Genomic DNA, 18,799 nt, shown 5'->3' on the forward strand with positions numbered 1-18,799 from the left:
CCTGTTGCAACCATTTGACAGGCACTGAATATCCCGTTAATTCCTGCCTTGCGCACCGCAACAACCGCCGTCCGCCTCACCCCCGTGATGTCGATTCCGGTGCCACCCCCGCCAACCGGAGCCCCATCCCGATGACCCGCAAGACCAGCCTGATCGCCGCCGCCGTCGCTGTCGCACTCGGTGGCTCTCCGTTCGTTGCCGCTGCCCAGCAGGCCGGCACCGCCGCCAACACCCTGGACACGGTGATCGTCACCGGCACCCGCGTGGCCGACCGCACCGTCGCCGAATCGCAGTCGCCGATCGACATCATCACCCCTGAAGTGCTGCAGTCCACCGGCACCAGTGAACTGGCCACCGCACTGTCGCGCGCCCTGCCCTCGCTGAACTTCCCGCGCCCGGCCTTGACCGACGGCACCAGTGGCGTGCGCCCGGCGCAGCTGCGCGGCCTGTCGCCGGACCAGGTGCTGGTGCTGGTCAACGGCAAGCGCCGCCACACCTCGGCGATGATCAACGTCAACGGCAGCATCGGCCGTGGCTCGTCGGCGGTGGACATCAATGCGATCCCGATCGCCGCCATCGAGCGCGTGGAAGTGCTGCGCGACGGTGCGTCGGCACAGTACGGCTCGGACGCCATTGCAGGCGTCATCAACATCGTGCTCAAGGGCAGCGGCCGTGGCGGCAGCCTGGCCGTGGACTACGGCCAGTACTCGGCCGGTGACGGCAACAAGTACCAGCTCTCCGGCGATACCGGCGTCGAGTTCGGCAACGGCCGTGGTCGCGTGCACGTGGCTGGCCAGATCAGCCAGCAGGACGAGAGCAACCGCGCCGGCCCGTACCGCGGCGCCACGCCGAACACCGGCAACTTCCCCAGCATCGGCCAGAAGACCTTCATCGTCGGCGACCCGCGCGTGGATGCCACCGCCGCGTCGGCCAACGCCAGCTTCGACTTCAGCGACCACGTGACCGGCTACGCCAGCGCGCTGCTCAGCAACCGCGACATCACCTCGTTCGCGTTCTACCGTTCGCGCAACCACAGCGGGCAGAGCGCGCTGCTGGCGCAGACCTACCCCGACGGCTTCGTGCCGGAGATCAACCAGTATTCGAAGGACCGCTCGCTGGTGGCCGGGGTCAAGGGCAACACCGACAACGGCTGGACCTGGGACCTGAGCCTGAACCACGGTGAGAACACCCTCGACTTCCACACCCGCAACAGCATCAACTACAGCCTCGGCGCAACCAGCCCGCGCTCGTTCTACGACGGCACGCTGAAGTACCAGCAGGACATCTTCAATGCCGACCTGACCAAGTCGCTGGACTGGGGCCTGGCCTACCCGGTCACGCTGTCCTTCGGTGGTGAGTACCGCAAGGAAAAGTGGGACCAGAACCCGGGCGAACTGAACTCGTACACCGGCAGCGGCGCGCAGGGCTTCGCGGGCTTCACCCCGACCAATGAAGTGCATGCCGACCGCCACAACTACGCGGTCTATGCTGGTCTGGAAGCGGACCTGACCGAGAAGTTCTCGGCCGGCATCACCGGCCGCTACGAGGACTACTCGGACTTCGGCGACCGCTTCTCCGGCAAGCTTTCGGCGCGCTATGCATTCACCGACAAGGTCGCGCTGCGGGCCACCGCCTCCAGTGGCTTCCGTGCACCGTCGCTGGCGCAGCAGGGCTACCAGGCGGTCACCAGCCAGTTCCTCAATGGCGTATTCGTCGAGCGTGGCACCTTCCCGACCACCAGCCCGGCCGCGCAGGCGCTGGGCGCCTCGCCGTTGAAGGCCGAAACCTCCACCTCCTATAGCCTGGGCCTCGTGCTGCAGCCGGCCGACCGCCTGTATATCACCGTCGACGCCTACCAGATCGACATCGATGACCGCATCGCATTGTCGTCCAGCATCACCACCAACGCGGCCACCAGCGCGCTGCTGGGCACCCTGGGCCTGCCGCAGGTGACCGCGTTCTCCTACTTCACCAACGGCCTGGATACGCGCACCCGTGGCGTCGACTTCGTGTCCAGCTATACGGTGCCGTTCAACGCCAGCAGCCTGGAGCTGACCGCTGCGTACAGCTATAACGATACCGAAGTGCGCCGCGTTGGCGGCACCCCGCCGGTGTTCGGCACGCTGGGCCTGACCCAGTCGCTGATCGGTCGCGATGAAATTGGCCGCATCGAGGACAGCTACCCGCGCGACAAGGCGATCCTGAGCGGCACCTGGCGCTCGGACCACTGGGAACTGGGCCTGGCCGCCACCCGCTACGGCAAATTCACCGTGCGCAACTCGGCCACCGCGCTGCGTGACCAGACCTACGGCGACGCCTGGGTGGTGGATGCCTCGGCCAGCTACAAGCCGAGCAGCAACTGGACCCTGACCGTGGGCGCCGACAACCTGCTGGACAAGTACCCGGACCGCACCGAAGACCTGCAGAACTCGACCTTCGGCATGCTGCCGTACAGCAACTACTCGCCGTTCGGCTTCAACGGCGCGTATGTGTACGGGCGGATCAAGTACACCTGGTAAGGGGTAGAGCCGGCCGCTGGCCGGCATACCCGGGCCGCGTCTGGAGGAGCGCCCCTTCTTGTTGAAGGGGCGCGCCGATGGCGGGGGTAGAGGAGAAATGCGTGGACAAACCCGCCGGCCACGGCACGTGGACGGCGGGTTTGCCGTATCTGGCCGCTTCGGTGAAAATCGGGGTATCCCCCTGCTTTCTGCGAGTGCCGATGCACCATGACACCGACCTGATCAACATCGTTGCCGTTGGCCTGGGGCTCGCCTTCATCTTCGGCGCGCTGGCCAACAAGCTCCGCTTGTCTCCCCTGGTCGGTTACCTGGTTGCTGGCATCTGCGTAGGTCCGTTCACCCCCGGCTTCGTCGCCGACCAGGCGCTGGCCAACCAGCTGGCCGAACTGGGCGTGATGCTGCTGATGTTCGGTGTCGGCCTGCACTTCTCGCTGAAGGACCTGATGGCGGTCAAGGCCATCGCCATTCCCGGTGCCATTGGGCAGATCGCAGTGGCCACCCTGCTCGGCTGGGGCGTGGCCTCGCTGATGGGCTGGCCGGCCATCCATGGCGTCATCTTCGGTTTCTCGCTGGCCACCGCCAGTACCGTGGTGCTGCTGCGGGCGATGGAGGAACGCCGTCTGCTGGAGACCATGCGCGGCAAGATCGCGGTCGGCTGGCTGATCGTGGAAGACCTGGCCTGTGTGCTGGCACTGGTGATGATGCCGGTGATGGCCGGCGTGTTCGGCCCCGACGCGGCCAAGGAATCGCACTCGCTGGGCAGCGTGCTGGCCGATATCGGCTGGACCTTCGTGCAGCTGGGCCTGTTCGTGGCGGTGATGCTGGTGGTCGGGCGCCGGGTCATCCCGTGGATCCTGGAACGCATCGCCGGTACCGGTTCGCGTGAGCTGTTCACCCTGTCCGTGCTGGCGATCGCGCTGGGCGTGGCGTTCGGCTCGGCGATGCTGTTCGGCGTCTCGTTCGCGCTGGGCGCGTTCTTTGCCGGCATGCTGCTCAACGAATCGGAGCTGAGCCACAAGGCCGCGCATGATTCGCTGCCGCTGCGCGATGCGTTCGCGGTGTTGTTCTTTGTGTCGGTCGGCATGCTGTTCGACCCCAACATCATCGTGCAGCACCCGTGGCAGGTGCTGGCCACGGTGCTGATCATCATGTTCGGCAAGTCGGCCGCCGCGTTCTTCATCGTGCGTGCGTTCGGCCACCCGACCAGCACCGCGCTGACCATCTCGGCCAGCCTGGCGCAGATCGGCGAGTTCGCCTTCATCATCGCCGGCCTCGGCGTGGCGCTGCAGATCCTGCCGAAGGAGGGCCAGTCGCTGGTGCTGGCCGGTGCGCTGGTGTCGATCATGCTCAACCCGCTGGTGTTCGGCCTGCTCGACCGTTGGCAGGCCAAGCAGGAGCAGTCTCCGCAGGTACCCGAGCCGCCCGAAGCGATCGGCCCGTCGCGCGACCTGCATGACCACGCCATCGTGATCGGCTATGGCCGGGTGGGCAGCGAACTGGCGCAGGTGCTGCGCGACCGTGGCGTGCCGGTGCTGGTGATCGATGACAACAAGGAACACGTCGAGCAGGCGCACGCCAAGGGCCTGGCGGCGATCCGCGGCAGTGCCGCTGCCGACCGGGTGCTGGCCGAGGCCCATCCGGAACGCGCGAAGATCGCGGTGCTGGCGATTCCGCAGCCGCTGGAAGCCGGTGAGGCACTGGCCAAGCTGCGGGCGATCAACCCGGATCTGACCCTGCTGGCGCGTGCGCACAGCGACGCCGAGGTGAAGCATCTGCTGGAACACGGTGCGGATGGCACAGTGATGGCCGAACGTGAGCTGGCGTATTCGCTGGCGGAGATGGTGATGGCCACGCCGCCGTATCGCGGGTTGGGCCAGCACAGTATTCCGGTGGTGTGAGGGGTGTGCGTGCGGCAGGGCTCGCAGCCCTGCACCTGCTGAAGCAACTTCAACTGCAACGGCAAAAGCAGGCATTCCGTGGGATGGCGGGGTGGGTCCGGTGGCGGGAGACGCCGTAAACCCTTCCATGGGGGCTTGGCCGCGGCATCCATGCCGCGGACACTCCCGCCACCGGACCCACCCCGCCTTCGACAGTTCCCCGCTGCTGTTGGTGCATGGGGTCAGATCCGTTTTCCACAGGAAAACGGATCTGACCCCGGAAACAAAAAAATCCCCGGTCGACCCGCATCGACCGGGGATCTGGATCGCCACGTTGCCACGCCTTGGAGAGGCAGTTCCACCGTAGCGCATCGCGGCACCGGTGGTGATCGCCTGTGGCGATGACGACCAAGCGTGTGGCTATCAGGCGCCGGCCAGGGCCTGTTCCAGGTCGGCACGCAGGTCGCCGATATGTTCAATGCCGATCGACAGCCGCACGGTGTCTTCACTGACGCCGGCCTTGGCCAGCTCCGCCGCATCCAACTGGCGGTGGGTGGTCGAGGCGGGATGGGCGGCCAGTGACTTCGCATCGCCCAGGTTGACCAGGCGGGTGAACAATTTCAGCGCGTCAAGGAAGCGTGCGCCTGCCTCGCGCCCGCCCGGCAGGCCGAAGGTCAGTACACCCGAGCCGTGTCCACCCAGATAGCGCTGCGCGGCGGCGTGCTCGGGATCGTCGGCCAGCCCGGCATAGCGCACCCACGCCACCTTAGCGTGCGACTTCAGGAACTGCGCGACGGCCAGTGCGTTGGCGTTGATGCGTTCCATGCGCAGGGCCAGGGTCTCGATGCCCTGCAGGATCAGGAACGCATTGAACGGCGACAACGCAGCGCCGGTATTACGCAGCGGCACCACCCGCGCCCGGCCGATGTAGGCCGCTGGCCCCAGGGCTTCGGTATAGACCACGCCGTGGTAGCTGGGGTCGGGCTGGTTGAGCCGCGCGAAGCGTTGGGGCTGTGCGGTCCAGTCGAAGCGGCCGGAATCGATGATCGCGCCGCCGAGGCTGGTGCCGTGGCCGCCCAGGTATTTGGTCAGCGAATGCACCACGATGTCGGCGCCGTGCTCGAATGGGCGCAGCAGGAACGGCGTGGCCACGGTGTTGTCGACGATCAGCGGCACGCCAGCGGCATGCGCGACTTCCGCAATCGCAGCGATGTCGGTGACGTTGCCGCGCGGGTTGCCGATCGATTCGACGAACACCGCCTTGGTGCGCTCGTCGATCAGCGCGGCGAACGCAGAAGGATCAGCCGGATCAGCAAAGCGTGCCTGGATGCCGTATTGCGGCAGCGTGTGCGCCAGCAGGTTGAGGCTGCCGCCGTACAGCGCGCTGGAGGCGACGATGTTGTCGCCGGCCTCTGCAATGGTCTGGATGGCATAGGTGATCGCGGCCTGCCCCGAGGCCAGCGCCAGCGCACCGATGCCGCCTTCCAGCGCGGCCAGGCGCTGCTCCAGCACGTCGGTGGTGGGGTTCATGATGCGCGTATAGATATTGCCCGGTACCTTCAGGTCGAACAGGTCGGCGCCGTGCTGGGTGTCATCGAAGGCATACGCCACCGTCTGGTAGATCGGCACCGCCACCGCGCGGGTAGTCGGGTCGGGACGGTAGCCGCCGTGCACGGCCAGGGTTTCCAGTTGCCACTGCGGGTCGCTCATTGCGCCAGGCTCCATCCGGGGGAAACCGCCACCATAGGCCAGCCGTCGCCGGCCGCTGAAAGCTGCTGGCGATGACGTCCATACCGGGGGTTATCAGGTTGGCCGCGATTCAGGCAGCGGTCACGGGGCGTTGATAGGCTTCGCCGCCGGGCGCTCCTGCCCGGGCACGGAGGCCCCACGCGCATGCAGCCATCCCCCTGGACACCCACCGCCAACGGTACCCCACCCCAGGTCTTGTTGGTGGAGGACGACCGTCGCCTGGCCGAGCTGGTCAGCGACTATCTCCACGAACATGGTTTCGCCGTGCAGCATGTGGCGCGCGGTGACCTTGCCGGCGCGGCCTGCCGCCAGCATGCGCCCGAGCTGGTGGTACTGGACCTGATGCTGCCCGGCCTCGGCGGCATCGACGTGTGCCGGCAGATCCGCAGCTTCTCCGACGTGCCGATCCTGATGCTGACCGCCTGCGAAGACGACATCGAGCAGGTGCTGGGCCTGGAATCGGGCGCCGATGACTATGTGCACAAACCGATCGAGCCGCGCCTGCTGCTGGCCCGCCTGCGCGCCCTGCTGCGCCGCCGTCATGGCAGCAGCAACACCGGTACACCCAGCCGTCTGATGCATGGCGAACTGCTGATCGACCGCATGCAGCGCGAAGTGCACCTGCACGGTCAGCCGGTCGAGCTGGGCACCACGGAATTCGAGATCCTGTGGCTGCTGGCCAGCCAGCCGGGGCAGATCCTGTCGCGCGACCAGATCCTGCAGGCGGTGCGCGGCATCGGCTTTGACGGCCTGGACCGCAGTGTCGATGTCAGCATCGGCAAGCTGCGCCGCAAGCTCGGTGATGATGCGCGCGAACCGCGGCGGATCAAGACCGTGTGGGGTCGTGGCTACCAGTTCAATCCGTCGGCCTGGACGGCATGAAGCGGCTGTTCCTGTGGTTGTGGTTTATCACGGGTGCCTGCTTCCTGGTGTCGGTGTTCTTCCTCAACCACATCCTGGACGGCATCTACACGCCCGTGCAGGATCGCGTCTTCGTCCAGCAGGTGCGTGGTCAGGTGTACGCCCTGCGCAGTGGCCTGGCCGGCCTGGATGCCGACCGGCAGCGTGAGCGCCTGCGGCAGTGGCAGCCACACTACGGCATCGCCCTGACCCTGCTCGACAAACCTCCCGCACTCGACGTGCAGGAACAGGTGGCCGTGAAGGCCGACGGTTTCATCGTGCGCGATCAATACCAGCAGGTCCTGCTGCCCATCGAGGGCAGCGATGGCCGCTGGCTGCACCTGCGCCTGCCTGGCGCGGTGCAGATGACGACGTACATGACCATCGCCGCCTACCTCAGCATCCTGCTGCTGGTGGGCGCCAGCCTGTACGCGTGGGTGCGCCTGCTCTGGCGCGACCTGGAAGCGCTGCGCCGGCATGCCGACCGCATCGGCGCTGGCGATCTGCAGGCACGTGCGCAGGTCTCGCCACGCTCGCAGATCCGGGTCATCGTCGACCACTCCAACCGCATGGCGGCACGCGTGGCCGAACTGGTGCAGCGCCAGCGCGACCTGACCCATGCGATCTCGCACGAGCTGCGCACGCCGATCGCGCGCGTGGCCTTCGGCCTGGACCTGATGCAGGACAGCGATGACCGCGAACGCCGCGAACGGCTGGCGCGGGGCCTGCACGGCGATCTGGCCGAACTCAACCGGCTGGTCAGCGAACTGCTGGCTTACGAACGGCTGGAGCATCCCAGCGAGGGCGAGCCGATGCAGCGTATCGAAGCCAACGACTGGCTGCAGGCCTGCCTGGCCGATGCGCGCCGTGATGCCGAACGTGCCGGGGTGGTACTGCGCGTGCAGCCCAGTGCGTTGCCGCGGGTGGATGCCGAACCACGCCTGCTGCAGCTGGCACTCAGCAATCTGGTGGGCAATGCGCTGCGCCATGCGCGTTCGCAGGTGGAAGTCTCGCTGGTCGGTGTCAGCGGCCGCGCCTGCCTGCGTGTGGATGACGACGGTCCCGGCATTGCCGAAGCCGATCGCGAGAAGGTGATGCGCCCGTTCACCCGCCTGGATGACAGCCGCAGCCGCGATACCGGGGGCTTCGGCCTGGGCCTGGCCATCGTCAGCCGCATTGCCGTCCGCCACGGCGGCGAACTTCGCATCAGCCGCGCCACGTTGGGCGGCGCGCGCATGGAAATGCACTGGCCGCTGGCTGCCAGCTGAACGCCCCTGGGCGCGATTACAGTTGATTACAACTCCCGCACAACTGCGGACGGATCGGTCGCCGGCGTATCGCCACGCTAGCGACCCTGCAGCACTCGCCGGATGCGCGTGCTGCCTTCCTCCCATTGTCGAGAGTTTCCATGTCCCAGCTTCGCCGTTCCCCAGCCCTGCTCTGCCTGGCCCTGTTGCCGCTGTTCGCCGCACCGATCGCCCACGCCAAGGATGACCACTGGACCTTCGAGGTCGCTGCCGGCGGTGGCGTGGCGCCGCGCTACAGCGGCAGCGAGGAGTATCGTGCGACGCCGTCGTTGTCCTTTGATGTCACCTCGCCGGGTGGATGGTTTCTGGGCACCAGTGGCATTGGCTGGGGCACCTCCATCGGCGAGCACACCCGCGTGCGCGCGTATGTCGGCGCCAGCGGCATCCGCAAGGAAAAGGACTCGCTGCTCGGCGGTTCCGACTTCCTGCGCGGCATGGGTGATATCGATGCCCGTCCCCTGGTCGGCGTCTCGGCTGGTTATACGCTGGGCGAAGCCGTGCTGAGCGGCTCCTGGCAGTTCACCCGCAAGGACGAGGACAAGGCAGAGAACGGCCTGGCCACCCAGCAGATCCATCTGAACCTGAGCATGCCGCTGTTCGACCTGGCCGGCGGCGTGGTCAGCGGCAGCGTGTCCACCGACTACGGCAACCGCGGCTACATGCAGACCTGGTACGGCGTCAGCCCGGAACAGGCGGCGCGTACCGGCTTTGCCGAGCACAAGCCAAAAGCCGGCCTGGTCAGTGCCGGTGTCGGCCTGAAGTGGAGCCACCGCGTGGGCCGCAACGGCAACTGGTACATCTCGGCCGAAGGCACGCGCCTGCTCGGTGATGCCGCCGACAGCCCGATCGTGCAGAAGGCGAACCAGTTCGGCTTGATGAGCGGCTATACGCACCGCTTCTGAGTGAGCGCCGGGCATGGCCCGGCATACTTCGCAGGAAACGGGGCGCTGCGGCCAGGCGGCGCCCCGTGTGAATCACGCTTTGGCGAATACCAGGCGGCCGCCGTCGTTTCCGACTTCGATGGTATCGCCGTTGACGAAAGCACCCGACAGGATCTGCTGTGCCAGCGGATTCTCCAGCTGCGACTGGATTGCACGCTTCAACGGGCGTGCGCCATAGACCGGATCGAAGCCGACGTTGCCGAGCAGGTCGAACGCCGCATCGGAGACCGCCAGCTTCAACCCGCGCTCGGCCAGCCGCTTTTCAAGCCCACGCATCTGGATGCGCGCGATCTGCTTGATCTGCTGCTTGTCCAGCGGGTGGAACACTACGATGTCGTCCAGGCGGTTGATGAACTCCGGACGGAAGTGCGCCTGTACCACGCCCATCACCGCCGCCTTCATCTGCGTGTAGGCCTCCGGACTGTCGTCGGCGCTCATGTCCTGGATCTGGTGCGAGCCCAGGTTCGAGGTCATCACGATGACGGTGTTGCGGAAATCCACGGTACGGCCCTGTCCATCGGTCAGGCGGCCATCGTCCAGCACCTGCAGCAGGATGTTGAACACATCCGGATGCGCCTTCTCCACTTCGTCCAGCAGGATCAGCGAGTACGGACGGCGACGCACGGCCTCGGTCAGGTAGCCACCTTCCTCGTAGCCGACGTAGCCCGGAGGCGCGCCGATCAGGCGGGCCACGCTGTGCTTCTCCATGAATTCGCTCATGTCGATGCGGATCATCGCGTCGGCACTGTCGAACAGGAACTCGGCCAGCGACTTGCACAGCTCGGTCTTGCCGACGCCGGTCGGGCCGAGGAACAGGAACGAGCCGGCCGGGCGATTCGGATCGGACAGGCCCGCACGCGAACGGCGCACGGCATCGGAGACGACCTTGATCGCTTCTTCCTGGCCGACCACGCGGTTGTGCAGCACCTCTTCCATGCGCAACAGCTTGTCGCGCTCGCCTTCGAGCATCTTGTTGACCGGGATGCCGGTCCAGCGCGATACGACCTCGGCGATCTCCTCATCGGTCACGCGGTCCTGCACCAGCTTGAAGTCCTTGTGCTCGGCCTCCTGGGCCGCGGCCAGCTGCTTTTCCAGCTGCGGCAGCAGCCCGTACTGGATCTCGCTCATCTTGGCGAAATCCTGGCGGCGCTGCGCGGCCTCCAGCTCCAGCTTGGCCTGCTCGACCTGTTCCTTGATCTTGGTCGCGCCCTGCAGCGCGGCCTTCTCCGACTTCCAGATTTCATTGAGGTCGGAGAACTCGCGCTCCAGCCCGTCGATGTCGTTTTCCAGGTCGGCCAGGCGCTGCCGCGAGGCTTCGTCCTTCTCCTTCTTCAGCATCTCGCGCTGGATCTTCAGCTGGATCACCCGGCGCTCAAGGCGGTCCAGCTCTTCCGGCTTGGAGTCGATCTCCATGCGCAGTCGCGAGGCGGCTTCGTCCATCAGGTCGATGGCCTTGTCCGGCAGCTGGCGGTCGGTGATGTAGCGGTTGGACAACGTCGCAGCCGCGACGATGGCCGGATCGGTGATCTCCACGCCGTGGTGCACCGCGTACTTTTCCTTCAGGCCGCGCAGGATCGCGATGGTGTCCTCCACCGACGGCTCGCCCACGAACACCTTCTGGAAGCGACGCTCCAGCGCAGCATCCTTCTCGATGTACTTGCGGTATTCGTCCAGCGTGGTGGCGCCGATGCAGTGCAGCTCGCCGCGTGCCAGCGCTGGCTTCAGCATGTTGCCGGCATCCATCGCGCCATCGGCCTTGCCGGCGCCGACCATGGTGTGCAGTTCGTCGATGAACAGGATGATCTGGCCCTCGTTCTTGGCCAGGTCGTTGAGCACGCCCTTCAGGCGCTCCTCGAATTCGCCGCGGAACTTGGCCCCGGCAATCAGCGCGCCCATGTCCAGCGACAGCACGCGCTTGCCGCGCAGGCCTTCGGGCACTTCGTCGTTGATGATGCGCTGGGCCAGCCCTTCGACGATCGCGGTCTTGCCCACGCCGGGTTCGCCGATCAGCACCGGGTTGTTCTTGGTCCGGCGCTGCAGCACCTGGATGGTGCGGCGGATTTCCTCGTCACGGCCGATCACCGGGTCGAGCTTGCCGCTCTCGGCACGCGCGGTCAGGTCGATGGTGTATTTCTCCAGCGCCTGGCGCTGTTCCTCGGCATTCTCCGACTGCACGTTCTCGCCGCCGCGCAGCTTGTCGATGGCCGCCTGCAGGCGGGTCTTGTCGGCACCGGCGGCGCGCAGCGCCATGCCCAGCGTGCCGCCGTCGTCCAGCGCCGCCAGCACGAACCACTCGCTGGCAATGAAGGCATCCCCGTGCTGCTGGGCCAGCTTGTCGGTCTGGTTCAGCAGGCGCCCCAGGTCGTTGCCCATCGAGACGTTGCCAGCCTGGCCGGACACCTTCGGCAGCGCATCCAGCGCCTCGGTCAGGCGCTCGCGCAGCACCGGCACGTTCACCCCGGCCTGGGCCAGAAGCGGACGCGTGCTGCCGCCCTGCTGGTCCAGCAGCGCGCTGAACAGGTGAACCGGTTCGATGATGCTGTTGTCGCGGCCCACGGCCAGCGACTGTGCGTCTGCCAGCGCCTGCTGGAAACGCGAGGTGAGCTTGTCCATCCGCATTGCGAATCCTCATCGGTCATCAGGGCCGGCCCGCGCCGGCGATGCTGGAAAGATGCGGTTGCCCCACCCGGTTTCAAGGGTGGCTGCGACTGCACCCCGAGGCCAGTCAGGCTTCGGCCAGCATGCCGGAACCGGTGTGGTCGGCGCGTTGATCCCGATCAGTCCGGGGCGGCGGACCGGCTCAGCGGGTGATCGCGGTGCGGATCGCCCGCAGCTGCTGCTTGACCGCATTCACCTGGGCTGCGTCCATGCGCAGCAGCGCCTTCTGACCGACCGAGCGCAACTGCAGGGTGGGATCGACAAAGCGGTAGCGGCCGCGCGCATCGCGCTGCACCGCCGGGGGCTGCGCCAGTTCCGGGGTCTCCAGCAGGTGGTCGATGACTGCTACCAGACGGTCGTTGAAGTAACCCTCGGGCCGGCCCAGGTCGACGTAGGCCTGCTGGATCAGCGGATAGAAGCGCTTGTAGGCGGTGGCCGTTGCCGCCGGGTCGAGCGCGGTGAAGGCCTGCACGTAGGGCGCGTAGCGCGCCGCGTTGCTGGCGGCGATGCGTTCGCCGCCCTCGGCGGGTTCGACCTGCAGGCTGCCCGGCAGCGGCCGCGCGGCCAGCGCGGTCGGCGGCACGCTGGGCTTGTCCAGGTTGTCGACCTGGGTAACCAGGCGCTGGATCAGGTGGTCGCGCAGCAGCAGGGTCAGTGGCCCCTCGCCCTGGAACAGCTGGCTCAATGCGCCCCAGGCCGCCGCATCGCTATCGGCCAGCGTTGGCAGCGCCGGGTCGGCCGCGGCCTCGGTATCCAGCGGATGCCTGATCGGCGGTGGTGCCGGCGCGGGCTGCGCGGCCGCCTGCGGTTGTGGGGGCGCGCCGGTACTGGCGGGGGTTGATTGCACCGGCACCGAAACACCGTCTGCCAGGCGCTTCAGCTGATCGCGGAACAGCCAACCACCGGCACCACCGATCACCACCACGCCCAACACCCAGGGCCATACCGCCTTTCCACTCTGCATGATGCAGCACCTCGTTCCATACGCATGGTGAAGGTGTGACCCCACCGATTGCAGCCGGTTCCCCGCCTGTTCCGCTGCCGTTCGGGTTGAGGCCTGCAGCAAGGCCGTGCTCACACTTGCTTTGCATGCAGCGCGCGAGGCTGTGAGCCTTGTTCTGTGGAGGCACTGCCATGCAGTACGCGCTGTATTACTGGACCGGCATCCAGGGCCGTGGCGAGTTCGTGCGGCTTGCGCTGGAGGACGCCGGTGCCGACTACATCGACATGGCGCGGGTGCACGGCGATGCGGTGATGCAGCCGTTTCTCGATGGCGGCAGTGAAGGTGCGCAGCCCTTCGCGCCGCCATTCCTGAAGGCGGGCCGCCAGGTCATTGCACAGGTCGCCGCGATCCTGGATTTCCTCGGCCCGACGCTGGACCTGGTGCCGCAGGCGGCCTCGCGGCGGGTGCAGGCACTGCAGTTGCAGCTGACCATCGCCGACCTGGTAGCCGAGGTGCACGACACCCACCATCCAATTGCCGCATCGAAGTACTACGAAGAGCAAAAGACCGAAGCCAAGGCACGGGCCGCCTCACTGCGCAGCGAACGGCTGCCGAAGTTCCTCGGCTACTTCGAGCAGGTGCTGGCCGCCAATGGTGGCCGCCACGCACTGCGCGAGCATTCCTATGTGGATCTGTCGCTGTTCCAGCTGCTGAGCGGACTGGACTACATGTTCCCGCGCCGCATGCAGGCACTGACGCCGACCCTGCCCCTGCTGCGTGCGCTGCAGGAGCGGGTGGCAAAGCGGCCGAACATCGCCGCCTATCTGGCCTCGGAGCGGCGGTTGCCGTTCAACACCAACGGCATCTTCCGCCACTACCCGGAACTGGACGCCGAACGGTAGTGCCGGCCGCTGGCCGGCAGCTGCACGATCCGACCGAAGCCCATGAGGATGCCGGCCAGCGGCCGGCACTACCGTTGGGTCAGTTGTTTTCACCCAGCGGCTGCACCGGCTGCTTCTGCAGCGAAAGCAACCCCAGCAGCAACGCCAGTGCCACGTAGGCACCAGCGAACTGCCAGCTGATGATGCGCGCCAGGCCGTCCAGCTCCCACGGCAGGTAGATGCCACCACGCGGATCCACCGAGTGGATCAGGCCGAACAGGGTCAGCACCGCAGCCACCAGCAGGAAGCCGCAGGCACGGCGCAGGCGGCCATCGACCATCGCCGCCACCGCCGAAATCCACAGCATCGAGGTGATGATGAAGCCGTTGCCGAGGGTGAAGATCACCGCCAGCTCGGGCAGGCCATGGCCGTCGAGCTTGCTCAGCAGCTGCGGCAGCTGGTCCGGCGCGATCCAGCCGGGTGCCTTGATCGCCAGCAGGTACGCCACCGACGGCAGGAAACCGAACACCATCGCACCGGTGTGGTGACGCGGCGTGGCCTGGAAGGCCTGGGTAGTGATATCGATGGCCACGTACACGATGATCGGTGCCAGCACCGCCAGCGGCAGCCACTGCACCAGCCCGGAGATGATGCCGAGCATGCCGCCGATGCCGACGAACAGGCCGGTCAGCAGCGTGTAGCCGCTGCGCGCACCCATGTGCTTGTAGGCCGGCTGGCCGATGTACGGCGTGGTCTGCGCCACGCCGCCACAGACGCCGGCCACCAGCGTGGCCACCGCTTCCACCAGCAGGATGTCGCGGGTGCGGTAGTCGTCGCCGGCCGCGCGCGCGCTTTCAGAGACGTTGATGCCACCGACCACCATCAGCAGGCCGAACGGCAGCAGCAGCGGCAGGTAGGTCATCGCGGTGGGCAGGCCGTCGAGGAAGCCCAGTGTCGGCAGCGGCAGCACCACCTGCGGCGGCACCCACTCAGGTACATGGAAGCCGGGTGCGCCCAGCCCGGCCAGGCCGAGTCCGTAATACAGCACGGTGCCGAACACGAAGGCCAGCAGCACGCCCGGGCCACGCACCGGCAGCTTGCCCTTGGCAATCAGCACGTACAGCAGCAAACCGAGCGTGGTGAAGCCGACCAGCGGCGAGCGCAGCGTTTCCAGCAGCGGCAGCAGGCCCATCAGCACCAGCGCGATGCCGGCGATGGAACCCAGCAGCGCGGCTCGCGGCAGCGCGCGGGTGACCGCTTCGCCGAAGAACGACAGCACGAACTTGAGCACGCCCATGATGACCAGCGCGGCCATGCCCAGCTGCCAGGTGGCGATGCCCGCAGCGTGCGGGTCCATGCCCTGCTGCTTGAAGGCGATGAAGGCCGGGCCGAGCACCAGCAGCGCCATGCCGATGCTGGTCGGTGCATCCAGACCGAGCGGCATGGCGGTGACGTCGTCGCGGCCGGTACGCGCGGCCAGCCGGCGCGCCATCAGGGTGTACAGCAGGTTGCCGACCAGCACGCCGAAGGCGGTGCCGGGGAACATGCGGCCGAACACCACGTCGGCGGGAAACTGGAAGATCCCGACCAGGGCCATGGCGATGAAGCCGAGGATGGAGAGGTTGTCGACGACCAGGCCGAAGAAGCCGTTGAAGTCACCGGCGACGAACCAGCGACGCGGTGCGGCGGAAGCGGGAGCGGACATGGAAGGGGCGGTGGGGGTGGGGACCGCCGATGGTAGGCCCAGCGGGGCCAGCGCGCCAATTCCGTCGTGGAATGATGGGTTCCAGCCAACGGCGGAGCCCCTCGTGGCTGGGGGGGTCGTCAAAAGCAGCTTTATCGGAGTGGGCCGGTCGGGATGGGCTGCGCAGGACACGCCGTAAACCCATCCCTGGGGGCTCGATGGCGCCATCCATGGCGCCAACGGTCCTGCGCAGCCCATCCCGACCGGCCCCTGATAATTCCTTGCGCGTGCGAGCCACGGAAAGGAATCAAAGGATCAAAAGCAAAAGCGGGTCGCTTCGCTCTGAGCCGAGCATGGCTCGGCTCTACACGAACAATTCGATCATTTCCACGCTATCCACGCAGGGCGTGGATCTACCGACAGATCGCAGGAAACTGTCGAAGGTGGGGTGGGTCCGGTTGCGGGGGTGTCCGCGGCATGGATGCCGCGGCCAAGCCCCCAGGGACGGGTTTACGGCGTCCCCCGCAACCGGACCCACCCCGCCATCCCTCAGGAAACCCGCTTCTGCTCTGGCTCCGGCTCGTAGCGGGTGCAGGGCGCAGCCCTGCATCAAACCCACCCCGTTACTTCTTCAGGAAGTTGTCCACCAGCAGATGCTTTACGTCGTCGAAGCGGCCGTTCAATACCGCCTTGGCTGCATACAGCGCTGTACCGGCCACCTGCTTGGCCTCGATCTGCGGCGGCATCACCAGCTCGGCGCGGCTGGTATGCACGTCCAGCAGCGCCGGGCCACGCTGCGACAGGAAATCCTGCACCGCTTCTTCCAGATCCTCGCTGCGCGTCACCGTGCGGCCGTGGAAGCCGATCACTTCGGCAAGGCGGCCAAAATCCGGGTTCTTCAGGTCGGTGTAGTTGTCCAGCAGGCCTTCCACCTTCTGCTCCAGCTCGACGAAGTTCAGCGAGCCATTGTTGAACACCACCACCTTGATCGGCAGGTTCTCCTGCACGGCCGTCAGCAGGTCGCCCAGCAGCATCGCCAGGCCGCCATCGCCGGACAGCGAAATCACCTGCCGGCCGGGGAACGCCTTCTGCAGGCCCAGTGCCTGCGGCATTGCGTTGGCCATCGTGCCGTGCAGCAGGCTGGTCAGCGTGCGGCGGCGACCGTTGACGCGGATATGCCGCAGCACCCAGACCATCGGCGAGCCGCCGTCAGCGGTGAACAGCGCATCGTCGCTGGCGTACTTCGACAGCAGCGCGGTCAGATGCTGCGGGTGGATCAGCTCGCCCTCGCCCGGCTGTTCTTCCTGCTCGCGCTTCTTCAGCGCCTTGTCGCGACGTTCGATACATTCGTCCAGGAAACTGCTGTCCTCGCGCGGCGGCAACATCGGCAGCAAGGCATCCAGCGTCGGTGCGATGTCACCGACCACGCCCAGGTTCACCGGGTGGCGGCGGCCGAGATGGCTGCCATCGCGGTCGACCTGGATGATCGTGGCCTTGTCCGGGTAGAACTGGCCCCAGGCGAAGTCGGCGCCGAGCAGCAGCAGCGTGTCGCACTCCATCAGCGTGTGGAAGCCGGATTCGATGCCGAAGATGCCGGTCATGCCCATGTTGTACGGGTTGTCCGGCTCAACGAAATCCTTGGCGCGCGAGGTGTGCGCGATCGGTGCCTGCAGGCGCCGGGCCAGTTCCAGCAGCTGTGCGTGCGCACCCTGGCAACCGGCGCCGGCGTAGATGCCGATGCGCTTGCCCTGCCCCAGCAACTCGGCGATGCGCTGCAGCTCAGCATCCGACGGGCGCAGCACCGGCTGGGTGTAATGCACCGAGAACGGCACATCGTGCTTCACTTCGGCCTGGCTGATATCGGCGGGCAGGATCACCACCGCCACGCCACGGCGGCTGATCGCGGCCTGGCAGGCCAGGGTGACCACGCGACGCGCCTGCTCGGCGCTGTGCACCTGCTCGCAGAACACCGAACAACTGGCGTACACCGCCTTGAAGTCCACTTCCTGTGGGAATTCCATGCCCAGCTCGCTGGTCACCACCTGGCTGGCGATCAGCACCATCGGCGCGCGGTTGCGGTTGCTCTCGAACACGCCATTGATGAAATGCAGGCTGCCGGGGCCGCAGGAGCCGGCGCAGGCGGTCAGTTCGCCGCTCACCAGCGAATCGGCGCCTGCGGCAAAGGCTGCTACTTCCTCATGCCGCACATGCACCCATGCGATCTCGCTGCCATGCATCGCATCGGTCACATGGTTGAGCGTATCGCCCACGATGCCGTAGCAACGGCGGACACCGGCCTGCTGCAGGGCGTCCACCACGATTTCGGCCACACGCTTGCTCATCGGATACATCCTCGAACGGGGGAACATCCGAGGCTAGACCCGATGAAGTGATGCCTCCGCAAAAAAGGGACGGAGGGAATCAAGTCGTATGTGCCGCAAACGACTTAATTCCCTCCGTCCCCTTTTTCTTCAATCGTTGACGTTGATCCAGCCTTCCACCGCGCCCTGCTTCGGGTTGCGGTAGCGCAGCTTCACCCAGCCGTCCTGTTCATCCAGCAGTTCCACGCGATCACCCTGCACCAGGTAGCGTTTGGTGCTGGACGCGCCGGGTCGGTCGAACAGGAACAGGCGCGCGGGTACCACGGTCGCCTGCTGCCCCTGCAACGGCCCGTCCGGCGGTGCGCCCAGGCCATCGGCAATCGCGCTTTCCAGCACACGGCCGGCCGGATCATACGTGCGCCAGACCGCCAACGGGCCCTGCTCGTCGGTCTGTTCCCACTGCAGCGCGGCGTTCAAGGTATCGCCCAGCATCAGCACGCTCTCAGAGCGGTACAGATGGAGCGTCGCGCCTGCAAACCGGTACTGGTCGGTGTACCACATCGGGCCACTGCGGCAGCTGCTGGTCAGGGTTCGAGTGGCAGCATCCACGCTCAACCCCATCAGGTCACCGCAACTGTCCTTGCCGTGGGTGTCGGCCTGCAGCGCGCGGAACCCCGCACTGGCCGGATCGAACCGGTACACCGTCACCGCTTCGTTGACCATGCCCACCGAGGCGCGTGCGACCAGTTCCGGGTAGCCGTCGAAATCGACATCTTCGAGCGACCATCGCGAACTGCCATCGGCATCCGCCGCGCCCTCAAGCGTCTGGCGCTTGCCCGACGGTGACAGCTGCACGGCGATGCTGCCGTCCTGCTGCGGATCGGCATGCGCCTGCACATGCGCGGCCACCTGGAAACGCAGCGTTTCGCCGTCGTCGCCACTTGCCTGCGCCGACGGTGCCAGCACGCCCGCCAGCACCAGGCCCAGCACGCATTCCCTGTAATTCATCATTGCTCCCT

The 18,799-nt window shown here is 66.8% G+C and carries 12 protein-coding genes; 6 read left to right on the top strand and 6 right to left on the bottom strand.

Going from position 1 to position 18,799, the window contains the following annotated elements:
- Positions 1 to 131 precede the first annotated feature (131 nt).
- Positions 132 to 2,519, top strand: a complete 2,388-nt coding sequence (locus tag Q9Q79_RS15915) for a TonB-dependent receptor (protein ID WP_100443389.1) — start codon at positions 132 to 134, stop codon at positions 2,517 to 2,519.
- Positions 2,520 to 2,719: 200 nt separating this feature from the next.
- Positions 2,720 to 4,417 carry a YbaL family putative K(+) efflux transporter gene (gene ybaL / locus Q9Q79_RS15920; protein ID WP_005414286.1) on the top strand — a complete coding sequence of 566 codons (1,698 nt, stop codon included), beginning with the start codon at positions 2,720 to 2,722 and terminating at the stop codon, positions 4,415 to 4,417.
- A gap of 402 nt (positions 4,418 to 4,819) precedes the next feature.
- On the opposite strand, the gene Q9Q79_RS15925 is transcribed toward ybaL, so the two are convergent.
- Positions 4,820 to 6,106, bottom strand: a complete 1,287-nt coding sequence (locus Q9Q79_RS15925) for an aminotransferase class V-fold PLP-dependent enzyme (RefSeq protein ID WP_201862560.1) — start codon at positions 6,104 to 6,106, stop codon at positions 4,820 to 4,822.
- Between the two features lie 183 nt (positions 6,107 to 6,289).
- Here Q9Q79_RS15925 and Q9Q79_RS15930 point away from each other — a divergent pair, with 183 nt between their 5' ends.
- From Q9Q79_RS15930 to Q9Q79_RS15940, 3 genes are all read left to right on the top strand, one after another.
- A complete protein-coding gene (locus Q9Q79_RS15930) occupies positions 6,290 to 7,027 on the top strand; it encodes a response regulator transcription factor (protein ID WP_111173679.1) in 738 nt (245 codons plus the stop codon).
- Complete coding sequence (locus Q9Q79_RS15935) at positions 7,024 to 8,313, top strand: ATP-binding protein (RefSeq protein ID WP_201862559.1); 1,290 nt, start codon at positions 7,024 to 7,026, stop codon at positions 8,311 to 8,313. Before Q9Q79_RS15930 ends, Q9Q79_RS15935 begins: the two co-directional genes overlap by 4 nt.
- A 140-nt stretch (positions 8,314 to 8,453) precedes the next feature.
- Positions 8,454 to 9,254, top strand: coding sequence for a MipA/OmpV family protein (locus Q9Q79_RS15940; RefSeq protein ID WP_005410774.1), 801 nt, complete (start codon positions 8,454 to 8,456; stop codon positions 9,252 to 9,254).
- Between the two features lie 72 nt (positions 9,255 to 9,326).
- Here the strand turns inward: Q9Q79_RS15940 and clpB are convergent, their stop codons facing one another.
- Together clpB and Q9Q79_RS15950 are read right to left on the bottom strand one after the other, a co-directional pair.
- Positions 9,327 to 11,912, bottom strand: coding sequence for an ATP-dependent chaperone ClpB (clpB, locus tag Q9Q79_RS15945; protein WP_012481080.1), 2,586 nt, complete (start codon positions 11,910 to 11,912; stop codon positions 9,327 to 9,329).
- Between the two features lie 181 nt (positions 11,913 to 12,093).
- Positions 12,094 to 12,915, bottom strand: coding sequence for a DUF3014 domain-containing protein (locus Q9Q79_RS15950; RefSeq protein WP_201862557.1), 822 nt, complete (start codon positions 12,913 to 12,915; stop codon positions 12,094 to 12,096).
- A 170-nt stretch (positions 12,916 to 13,085) separates the two neighbouring features.
- Here Q9Q79_RS15950 and Q9Q79_RS15955 point away from each other — a divergent pair, with 170 nt between their 5' ends.
- On the top strand, positions 13,086 to 13,796 hold the full coding sequence (locus Q9Q79_RS15955; protein WP_201862555.1) for a glutathione S-transferase: 711 nt from the start codon (positions 13,086 to 13,088) through the stop codon (positions 13,794 to 13,796).
- A gap of 79 nt (positions 13,797 to 13,875) precedes the next feature.
- Here Q9Q79_RS15955 and Q9Q79_RS15960 read toward each other — a convergent pair whose 3' ends face one another.
- The 3 genes from Q9Q79_RS15960 to Q9Q79_RS15970 form a co-directional block, all read right to left on the bottom strand.
- The gene (locus Q9Q79_RS15960; RefSeq protein WP_049459605.1) at positions 13,876 to 15,480 is read right to left on the bottom strand and encodes a membrane protein; all 1,605 of its coding nucleotides are present in this window, start codon (positions 15,478 to 15,480) and stop codon (positions 13,876 to 13,878) included.
- A 602-nt stretch (positions 15,481 to 16,082) separates the two neighbouring features.
- Positions 16,083 to 17,801, bottom strand: a complete 1,719-nt coding sequence (locus Q9Q79_RS15965; protein ID WP_005410779.1) for a thiamine pyrophosphate-dependent enzyme — start codon at positions 17,799 to 17,801, stop codon at positions 16,083 to 16,085.
- 129 nt (positions 17,802 to 17,930) lie between these two features.
- Positions 17,931 to 18,788, bottom strand: a complete 858-nt coding sequence (locus tag Q9Q79_RS15970; RefSeq protein WP_049395386.1) for an SH3 domain-containing protein — start codon at positions 18,786 to 18,788, stop codon at positions 17,931 to 17,933.
- Positions 18,789 to 18,799 lie beyond the last annotated feature (11 nt).

The organism is Stenotrophomonas sp. a6 (assembly GCF_030913325.1).
GTDB lineage: Bacteria > Pseudomonadota > Gammaproteobacteria > Xanthomonadales > Xanthomonadaceae > Stenotrophomonas > Stenotrophomonas maltophilia.

Bases quoted from the DNA above. Each gene is read 5' to 3' on its own strand.
- Q9Q79_RS15940 (WP_005410774.1), top strand. From the start codon at position 8,454: ATGTCCCAGCTTCGCCGTTCCCCAGCCCTGCTCTGCCTGGCCCTGTTG.
- Q9Q79_RS15935 (WP_201862559.1), top strand. From the start codon at position 7,024: ATGAAGCGGCTGTTCCTGTGGTTGTGGTTTATCACGGGTGCCTGCTTC.
- clpB (WP_012481080.1), bottom strand. From the start codon at position 11,912: ATGCGGATGGACAAGCTCACCTCGCGTTTCCAGCAGGCGCTGGCAGAC.
- Q9Q79_RS15950 (WP_201862557.1), bottom strand. From the start codon at position 12,915: ATGCAGAGTGGAAAGGCGGTATGGCCCTGGGTGTTGGGCGTGGTGGTG.
- Q9Q79_RS15915 (WP_100443389.1), top strand. From the start codon at position 132: ATGACCCGCAAGACCAGCCTGATCGCCGCCGCCGTCGCTGTCGCACTC.
- Q9Q79_RS15960 (WP_049459605.1), bottom strand. From the start codon at position 15,480: ATGTCCGCTCCCGCTTCCGCCGCACCGCGTCGCTGGTTCGTCGCCGGT.
- ybaL (WP_005414286.1), top strand. From the start codon at position 2,720: ATGCACCATGACACCGACCTGATCAACATCGTTGCCGTTGGCCTGGGG.
- Q9Q79_RS15965 (WP_005410779.1), bottom strand. From the start codon at position 17,801: ATGAGCAAGCGTGTGGCCGAAATCGTGGTGGACGCCCTGCAGCAGGCC.
- Q9Q79_RS15970 (WP_049395386.1), bottom strand. From the start codon at position 18,788: ATGAATTACAGGGAATGCGTGCTGGGCCTGGTGCTGGCGGGCGTGCTG.
- Q9Q79_RS15955 (WP_201862555.1), top strand. From the start codon at position 13,086: ATGCAGTACGCGCTGTATTACTGGACCGGCATCCAGGGCCGTGGCGAG.
- Q9Q79_RS15930 (WP_111173679.1), top strand. From the start codon at position 6,290: ATGCAGCCATCCCCCTGGACACCCACCGCCAACGGTACCCCACCCCAG.
- Q9Q79_RS15925 (WP_201862560.1), bottom strand. From the start codon at position 6,106: ATGAGCGACCCGCAGTGGCAACTGGAAACCCTGGCCGTGCACGGCGGC.